This window comes from Marinimicrobium sp. UBA4509, from assembly GCF_002388575.1.
Classification (GTDB): domain Bacteria; phylum Pseudomonadota; class Gammaproteobacteria; order Pseudomonadales; family Cellvibrionaceae; genus Marinimicrobium; species Marinimicrobium koreense.
Window position 1 is genome coordinate 1 of the sequence record NZ_DGMV01000020.1, and the last position, 7,326, is coordinate 7,326.

Annotated in this window: 7 protein-coding genes and 1 pseudogene; 3 read left to right on the top strand and 5 right to left on the bottom strand. The window is 58.4% G+C overall.

Annotated features, from left to right (window positions below):
* The 3 genes from B3520_RS02275 to B3520_RS02285 all read left to right on the top strand — a co-directional run.
* Nucleotides 1–504, top strand: a 504-nt coding sequence (locus B3520_RS02275; protein ID WP_286875300.1) for a tetratricopeptide repeat protein, incomplete at its 5' end; no start/stop codon positions are given.
* Between the two features lie 3 nt (nucleotides 505–507).
* Complete coding sequence (locus tag B3520_RS02280) at nucleotides 508–786, top strand: hypothetical protein (RefSeq protein ID WP_286875303.1); 279 nt, start codon at nucleotides 508–510, stop codon at nucleotides 784–786.
* Nucleotide 787: 1 nt separating this feature from the next.
* Nucleotides 788–2,626, top strand: coding sequence for a pilus assembly protein TadG-related protein (locus B3520_RS02285; protein ID WP_286875305.1), 1,839 nt, complete (start codon nucleotides 788–790; stop codon nucleotides 2,624–2,626).
* A 38-nt stretch (nucleotides 2,627–2,664) separates the two neighbouring features.
* Here the strand turns inward: B3520_RS02285 and B3520_RS02290 are convergent.
* The 5 genes and pseudogenes from B3520_RS02290 to B3520_RS02310 form a co-directional block, all read right to left on the bottom strand.
* Nucleotides 2,665–3,531: pseudogene (locus B3520_RS02290) on the bottom strand (nucleotidyl transferase AbiEii/AbiGii toxin family protein).
* A 3-nt stretch (nucleotides 3,532–3,534) separates the two neighbouring features.
* Nucleotides 3,535–4,368 carry a type IV toxin-antitoxin system AbiEi family antitoxin domain-containing protein gene (locus tag B3520_RS02295; protein ID WP_286875308.1) on the bottom strand — a complete coding sequence of 278 codons (834 nt, stop codon included), beginning with the start codon at nucleotides 4,366–4,368 and terminating at the stop codon, nucleotides 3,535–3,537.
* A 129-nt stretch (nucleotides 4,369–4,497) separates the two neighbouring features.
* Nucleotides 4,498–4,629, bottom strand: a complete 132-nt coding sequence (locus B3520_RS02300) for a putative transporter small subunit (protein WP_286875310.1) — start codon at nucleotides 4,627–4,629, stop codon at nucleotides 4,498–4,500.
* Nucleotides 4,630–4,676: 47 nt separating this feature from the next.
* A complete protein-coding gene (locus B3520_RS02305; protein ID WP_286875313.1) occupies nucleotides 4,677–6,350 on the bottom strand; it encodes a sodium:solute symporter family protein in 1,674 nt (557 codons plus the stop codon).
* A 250-nt stretch (nucleotides 6,351–6,600) separates the two neighbouring features.
* A partial coding sequence (locus tag B3520_RS02310) for a DesA/ISL3 alpha bundle tail domain-containing protein (RefSeq protein ID WP_286875317.1) occupies nucleotides 6,601–7,326 on the bottom strand: 726 nt, incomplete at its 5' end.

Consider the following 7,326-nt stretch of genomic DNA (forward strand, 5'->3'; position numbering starts at 1 on the left):
ATGAACCGGGAGCGCAACCACGCGGCACTGGCGCAGCTGGAAGCCAAGCCTATGGAAACCGTCGACCACTGGGTGCGTTACGGCCAGTTGCAGGCGTCCACTGGCCATCTGGGAAAGGCCGAGACCATTTTCCAGGGCCTGGTAGACCGTTGCGGCACCGGGCGCAGCCACCATGGTCTGGGCATGGTCCTGCTGAAGCAGGACAAAGTGCTGAAAGCGCTTCATCACCTGGAGATTGCCCGCGAACGCACGCCCGCCTCGGCCCAAGTGCGCAATGACTACGGTTATGTGCTGCTTATGGTCGGTGACTATGAAGACGCCGCCTATGAGCTGCGTACCGCCATGGAACTCGGCGACGGCAAGGGCCCGGTACGTCAGAACCTGGCGGTGGCCTACCTGCTCACCGACAACTGGGGTGGGCTGGAATGGATGAAGAAGCAATACGGCCTGAGCAGTGAAGAGCGGGCTTACGCGGAACGGCTGGCCGAGCAATTCGGGAGATAAACTATGAAACTGGTCATGGCTCTACTTACGTTGATTCCGCTGGCGGTCATGGCGGACGGTAGACCGCAGTTCGGCGTGTCCGGAAAAGTGGTCGGCACCGAACAGGAGCATCAGGTGGGCGCCGCTACCCAGCGCGCGCTGGAACAGCAGCGGCGTTCGCCGCCGGCGGAAAAAAGCGAGCTCTCCGTGCCGATCTACATCGACACGCAGCGCCGCCTGGCGGACAGCTTTAAACAACCGATTCCGGAAACTTTTGGTCAGCAGACTCGTGGCGAGGACTGAAATGAATAGGCAGCGTGGTGCTCTGCTTTTTATTACGCCGATTATCATGATCGCCGTGATCTTGCTGGGTGTACTGGCTCTTGATGGTGCGCGCTTGTATTCATTGCGCCAGGAAATGCAGAGTCAGGTAAATGCTGCCGCGACCGCCGCTGCTGATGGCACACAGACATGCGGGGGGGCGACTGTCAGCATGGGGAATATCCGTGCACGCGCGCTGGCTGCTGCACGCGCCCAAGGTTTTGATGGTGCGGATGACGAGTTGATTGTCGAACCGGGGGTGATTGAAAGCGACGATAACGAAGTGCTCTCTTTTCGCTCTGAAGAAGACTTGATGCAGAGCAATGGGCTAGTGGTTCGGGTCGCCTCCGAGGAGCCTATTTCCGCCCTTTTGCCGAGCTCGCTCGGGAAGGTGACCGTGTCAGCGCAGACGGCAGTAAAGAAAGAGACATTTGCGACCTTTTACACGGAGTCATATACCGCCTCCATCGACACCAATAACGCCATCCTTCTTGGCGCGATTTTCGAGGCAGTGCTTGGCGGAAACCATCTTTCTATAGATGCGGTTTCGCTTTCTTCACTTTCAAATACGGTGGCTGACCTGGGCGACATAGTTAGCTACGTTGCCTCACGCACTGGTTTGGGGGTTGATGAAGTTCTACAGTCGGAGGTGCCGGCCTACGTCGTGGTTGGTGCCTTGCGCACCGCCGGAGGTCTTACCGGCGGTGCAGTAAAGGTTGTGGACGATGTGCTTGCCTCCAGTGGTGTGAATACAAACGTACAGGTTTCCGAGATCATTCGTGTCGTGGGCAATACCGGAGTCCCAGAGGGCGCTGGGGTGCCGGTCTTGGAAGTTCTGAGCAGCCTCATTCTCAATCTCGCCGAGACGCCGCCCTTAAACGGAATAATAGAGTTAGACGTCAACCCTCTCCTCGGCGGGCTCGGTTTAGGGGATTTGACAAGTCTTTCTTTGGAATTGGAAATCGATAACGCACCGAGCGTCGTTGTTGCTCCCGCGCGCATAGGCAAAACAGATAGAGGTTTGGGGTGGCTTGGGCAGGTCGAAGGCGCTGATATAACCATACGTTTAGATGCTTCTTTGCAACTCGGGGATCCCTCGTTTAGCGCTTTAACGCTTAAGTTGCCGTTAGAGCTCAGAACAGGAGCGACCAAAGCAACGTTGGTGGAGGCAGCTTGTGGAGCGGGTAGTACGAATGCGGTGGACTATGCTTTCGAGGTTGAGAAATCGGCCCTTCAATTGTACACCGACGTGGAACTTATTGTCCTAGGTGCAGAGGAACCTCAACCCGTATGTTTTCCAGGTGTTGCGGAATGGTCCTGCCCGATTCCACCGGCGGACTCTTTTCAGCACCAGTACACCGGCCCGTTAACTGGGACCCGATACGGAGACTGTTGTTATCCTCCGCCTTCGTGCTCCGGACTAATCGATATCCAAGTTTCTTCATCTTCCGCATCTGGCGACGACATACCTTCCGGTATCGTGGAATTCAGAGACCTTCCGTTGCATAACTTCGAGGCTCAAGCTCGCTCGGTAGATGTGGGCACGGGTGACGTGCTCGGTTCAAGTGTGACTAACCTTATGAACGGTATTAACGTAGAGAGCGCGGATATAGCCTGTCTGCCACTAGGTAGTTTGCTTAACTTGACGCTGGACTTGGTACGACCGGCGGTAAGTGGTGTCGTCGAGCCCCTATCCGAGTATCTGTTGGGGCCTCTTTTGGGAAGCTTAGGTATTAGCTTGGGTGAAGCTGAGGTTAATGTCATAGCCGCTGAGCAGCCCGCCGTGCAGCTACTTCAATACTGCGGTCCGGAAGGCTGCTAGTCAGCGCTCTTCCGGGTCTTCGCTGTGGTTCAGTCAGATCAGATCACGTTTTCCCGCTTTATCAAGGTTCTTTCCCGCCAACGGATGGCAGGGAGCGCCTCGACACCGTCAAGGCCAAGCAGCGGCCAATTCGGTTCCCGTCGATAAAAAGACATTAGGAACTCTTTGTGTTCATCAGGCATCTGATTCTTGATGCTATGGACCAGCCGCTCTCTTGTGGCCAAAAGGGTTTCGAGAGGGGTCTCCTTGTCAGTCATTCCGCTAAAGCTCCGCTCGTAGCTCTGCTGGATATCTCGATTGTCTGGACAGAGTAATGAGTGGGGCGAATGATTATGGCTAATCAAATATACAATGAACGCGGAACGTAAGTCGCTATCTATGGCGTCCTGCTCAAGAAGTATATGGCAGTCGAAGAGATCGCGAGGGTGTTGACGATCCAGTGCAGCGACGATTTTTCCCGCGTACAGGTCTGGTTTTGAGAGTGGCTGCGCTTCTGCGAAGCCGAACTCTTCTTCAACCGGTTCGGATACAGGCATGGTCTTTGGGGGGGTGAATGGCACCTCGCAACACCGGTGTGACCTCGACCTTTATGCTGGCTTGATCAGGAGCTTGGTGACGGTTGTTTGGGTGGGTGGTGCTTGCTCCGTCAGCTGGCTGCCGGGGATCTTGGTTCTGATGTTCTGTCCAATACGGCGCAATGTCCGCTGTATTTCTTTCAGGGACTTACTTCGCGCTTGAATCGGGAGGTAGGCCAAATCGATGTCCACGGAAAGTCGTGGCATATCTCTCATAAAGAGATTGATCGCGGTGCCGCCTTTCAGGGCCAGGCATGGTTCAGCCGCAACGAACGGAAGCGCTCTTACCAATAGCTGTACTTGAGCGAGGTATTGATCCTTGAAAGCCACTGTTCATCCTTGTTCAAGATTGCTCGGCACGGTGATTTGGTACTGCTTGTCGAGGTGACCGCCCGCCACGAGCATGCGTTTGCCCTTGCCGAGATCAATCCGACTCTTATCCAGGTGGGCGAGCCATCGGTGTTGGTGGCGATCCGCAAAAAAGAAAAAAAGTCGTTTCACTTTTATGCTTCGCACTTGTTCAAGAAGGCACTGTAAGCGGCGAGGGCTTAGTGTTGCCAGCCCTTCCATGAACAGATCGGCGATATCGAAGCTCTCATTGCCGGGTAGTTCGTCAAGCAATTCCAAATAGGCTCGTTCCGCTGTTGAAGCAACAATCTCTTGGCCCTCCACCCCCGAGGGTAAACGACGTAGGCCATTTATCGATGCGGAGCGGGATGAGTTTGCGAGATCCGCACCTGACTCGGTGGTATCGAGTTCCAAGAACAAGCGATTTCGGTTATGGGAAATGAAGACCTGGGGCAGGGAAAGCTTATTCAACCAGCCAGGTGCCGGTGCACCCCAGTAGAGATGGATACGCTTGAGCGTATGGGGGAGATAGTGAGCGTAGCCTTGAAGTTCCAGGGCGGTCCGGCCACCCACCGAAACCGGGCGGTCCAGCAGCGACTGCAAGGAAACGACCACCTGTTCCCAGCGCACGGAGGGCCCGGGGCGTCGGTAGAGACCTTGCGCCGGTTGCTCAAGCCAGCCCGTGGAGACGTAGTAGTGCCGCAGGGAGCGTGAGTAACCACGTTGTTCAAGCCAGGCCGCGTCGACCAGTAGCCCGCCTGGAACCAGGCGGGTAAGCAGGTTTGATTTGCTAGCAGTATGTTCAGCCATATTGGACATGCTGCTTCAGTATCAAACTGCAAGCAAGTTTAACAGGAGGCTGAAAAGTACAATATGGCTGTACTTAATGAGGAACTATCAAGCCGCCCGTGAAATGCGGTGTAGCCTTCCCGTGCTGCGTATCGATCGTCAGATCAAATCGCGCTTTTCCCGCTTGGCGGCACGCAGATCACGTACCACCGAAATGCTCAGCACGGCCAGAACGCCCAGGCTGAGCACCGGCCAGACGAGTATGTAAGCGCCGAATATCCAGGTTTCCATATTCATACTCCTTGGCGGCCACGGCAGTCGCCGTGGCCTGGTGTGAATTACTTAGCGGTTGCGGCGCCTTCGGGCAGGTCGGCCGGGTCCTGGTTGTCGTAGTTGTTCACCCGTCTGCCGATCTCGTCGAAGTCGAACCGCTGGTTGCTGGCCAGGCTGATGGCCACGCAGACCAGGGTGCTGACGCCGTAGGCGGTGAGTGACGCCATCAGCACGGTGTAGTCGCGCAGGAAGTGGAAGCCGAACCAGGCGGTGGCCAGGAAGGCGATCACGCCGGCAATCGCACCGATGCGTACGCCGAAGAAGCCGAAGGCCATCAGCCCGATCACCACGCCACCGCCGATGGCCGCGAGGAACTCGAACAACAACGCGGTAAAGCCCTGCATCGGCAGCAGATCAAAGCGCGCCACGCAGAACATAATCAGCGCGACCACCACGGCCCAGGTAAAGGCGGCGTTGGTGATCCGGTTCCAGTAGCAGCTGGCGATCACCGGGAACACAATGGCGCCCCACAGCGCGCCGACAAAGACCAGCATGACCAGAATGTCCAAGGCGAAGCTGGCGAAGACCAGCCCGCACACAGTGGCGACGATCATGGTGACGCGGCCGATCAGCAGCATTTTTTTCGGGTCGGCGTTGTCCTTGGCGATGTTCTTGCCGTACACGTCGGCCATGACGATGGCGGACAGGGCGGACAGATCAGAGTCGGCGGTGGACGACAGCGAGCCGATCACCAGGATGAAGAACAGCGCGATAAACACCGGCGGCAGGTAGGTGGAGACCACCTGGGGGATCAGGTTGTTCATGTCGCCGTTGACCGGTTCGATGCCGGCGGAGACCGCCATCAGGCCGATCATGCCCAGCCCGATGACAATCGCCGCGTAGCCCACGGTGGCGGTCACGAAGGTGCGTTTAATGTGCTTCTCGTTCACCGCGAACAGGCGCTGCGAAATGGTCTGGTTGCCGATGGCGTAGGCCAGCACGGCGACGAAGTAGGGCGCGCCCTGGTTCAGGATGGCGTCCATGGAGAACAGGTTCTGTTGCTCCGCGGTCAGGGTGCTCATGCCGTCCATGATCGTGCCGGGGCCGCCCATGGCGAACAGCACCGCGGGGATGATCACCACGGCGATGGCCATCAACGCCACCAGCTGCGCGAAATCGGTGAACACCGAAGCGCGGAAGCCGGAGGTCAGGGTGTAGCTGAGTACGCCGATGCCGGCAATGATCACACCGGTTTGAAACGACAGCGGCGACAGAACCGATACCAGCGCGCCGGCGGCGGTGAAGTTCACCATCAGGCTGATCAGGCTGCCCAACACGTTGGAGAACGCCAGAATCAACTGGCTGGAAGCACCGTGCCGGGCGTGGATCAGTTCGCCCAGCGTGTGGCCGTTGGGCGCCAGCTTCCGGAACCGCTGGCCGAACGGGTAGATGAACAGAATCATCAGCGCGCCCCACAGGCCGTAATGGAGCGGGCCGGACAGGCCGTAGGTATAGCCGGAGGTGGCGGCGGCGTAGAAGGAGGCGGCCCAGATCCAGGTGGCGGTCATGCTGGCGGCGCCCATGCCGAAGCCCACGCGGTGGTTGGCGACCATGAAGGCGTCGGTGCCCTGGCGGTCGCTCTTGATCAGTAGCGTCAACAGATAGGTGCCGCCGTAGAAGGCGGCGAGAAGCAACAGGATGGTAAGAGGCGAAAATTGATAAAAGCCGGTATCGGTCAAACGTGTCTCCCAGTGAAACAGACGCGCGCTGGCAGGCCGGGCGGTGCGAATGGCGACCACCGGCGGACGGCGCGGCAAGGAACCCGCTGAGGGCGTTTTGATGGGTCGCGGTGACCCGGGTTGAAATGAAAAGGCCCGGAGCCGGTGTCGCCGGCGCGGGAAAAGCCGTAAAAACAAAGCGGCCTGCAATTGCAGGCCGCGAGGGAGGCGTACTCTAGTGCTTATCGGGCTGGGTTGCCAGCCCGCGACGTCAGGCTTGGGCCGGTTGTACCCGATACCCTTTCAGTGTGGCCACGAAATCCTGCAGCGCGTGGATGCCGGATTCTTCCGCGTCCCGGCACCACTGGGCCAGGGACTCCAGCATCTCGGAGGAGTTGCGGCTGGTCTGGCTCCAGATCGACTGCAGACGCAGCCGGTACTCGTAGATGGTGGCCAGGGTCTGGTTGTGCTCCGTGAGATTGGCCAGACGATGCTTGTGGCGGCTCTTGAAGAACCGCTGATCGCGGTACAGCAGCGTCCGGGCGCGGCTGTAGAAGCCCTGGGTGGCTTCGCAGGCGCGGGCTTTTTCCTGTTCGAACACGGGCTTGATCACGGCGCGGCGGTACTGGGCCATCACCTGGAAGCGGTGCTGGAAGACCGCGCGCAGGGTATCCAGATCCACGGTGGGTTTGGCGTTGTCGCGGTCGACCACCGGCTTGGGCGCCACTTTCTTCACTTTCGCCACGCCCAGCATCTCGAACAGGCGAATCCACGCCCAGCCCATGTCGAACTCAAAGCGGCGGATCGAGAGCTTGGCGGAATTGGGGTAGGTGTGGTGGTTGTTGTGCAGCTCTTCGCCGCCGATCAGCACGCCCCAGGGCAGCACGTTGCGCGAGGCGTCCGCGCATTCGAAGTTGCGGTAGCCCCAGTAATGGCCGATGCCGTTGATCACGCCGGCGGCGAACAGGGGGATCCAGATCATCTGCACCGCCCAGAT

Coding starts and splice junctions, on each gene's coding strand:
- B3520_RS02285 (WP_286875305.1), top strand. CDS start 788: ATGAATAGGCAGCGTGGTGCTCTGCTTTTTATTACGCCGATTATCATG.
- B3520_RS02280 (WP_286875303.1), top strand. CDS start 508: ATGAAACTGGTCATGGCTCTACTTACGTTGATTCCGCTGGCGGTCATG.
- B3520_RS02300 (WP_286875310.1), bottom strand. CDS start 4,629: ATGGAAACCTGGATATTCGGCGCTTACATACTCGTCTGGCCGGTGCTC.
- B3520_RS02295 (WP_286875308.1), bottom strand. CDS start 4,368: ATGTCCAATATGGCTGAACATACTGCTAGCAAATCAAACCTGCTTACC.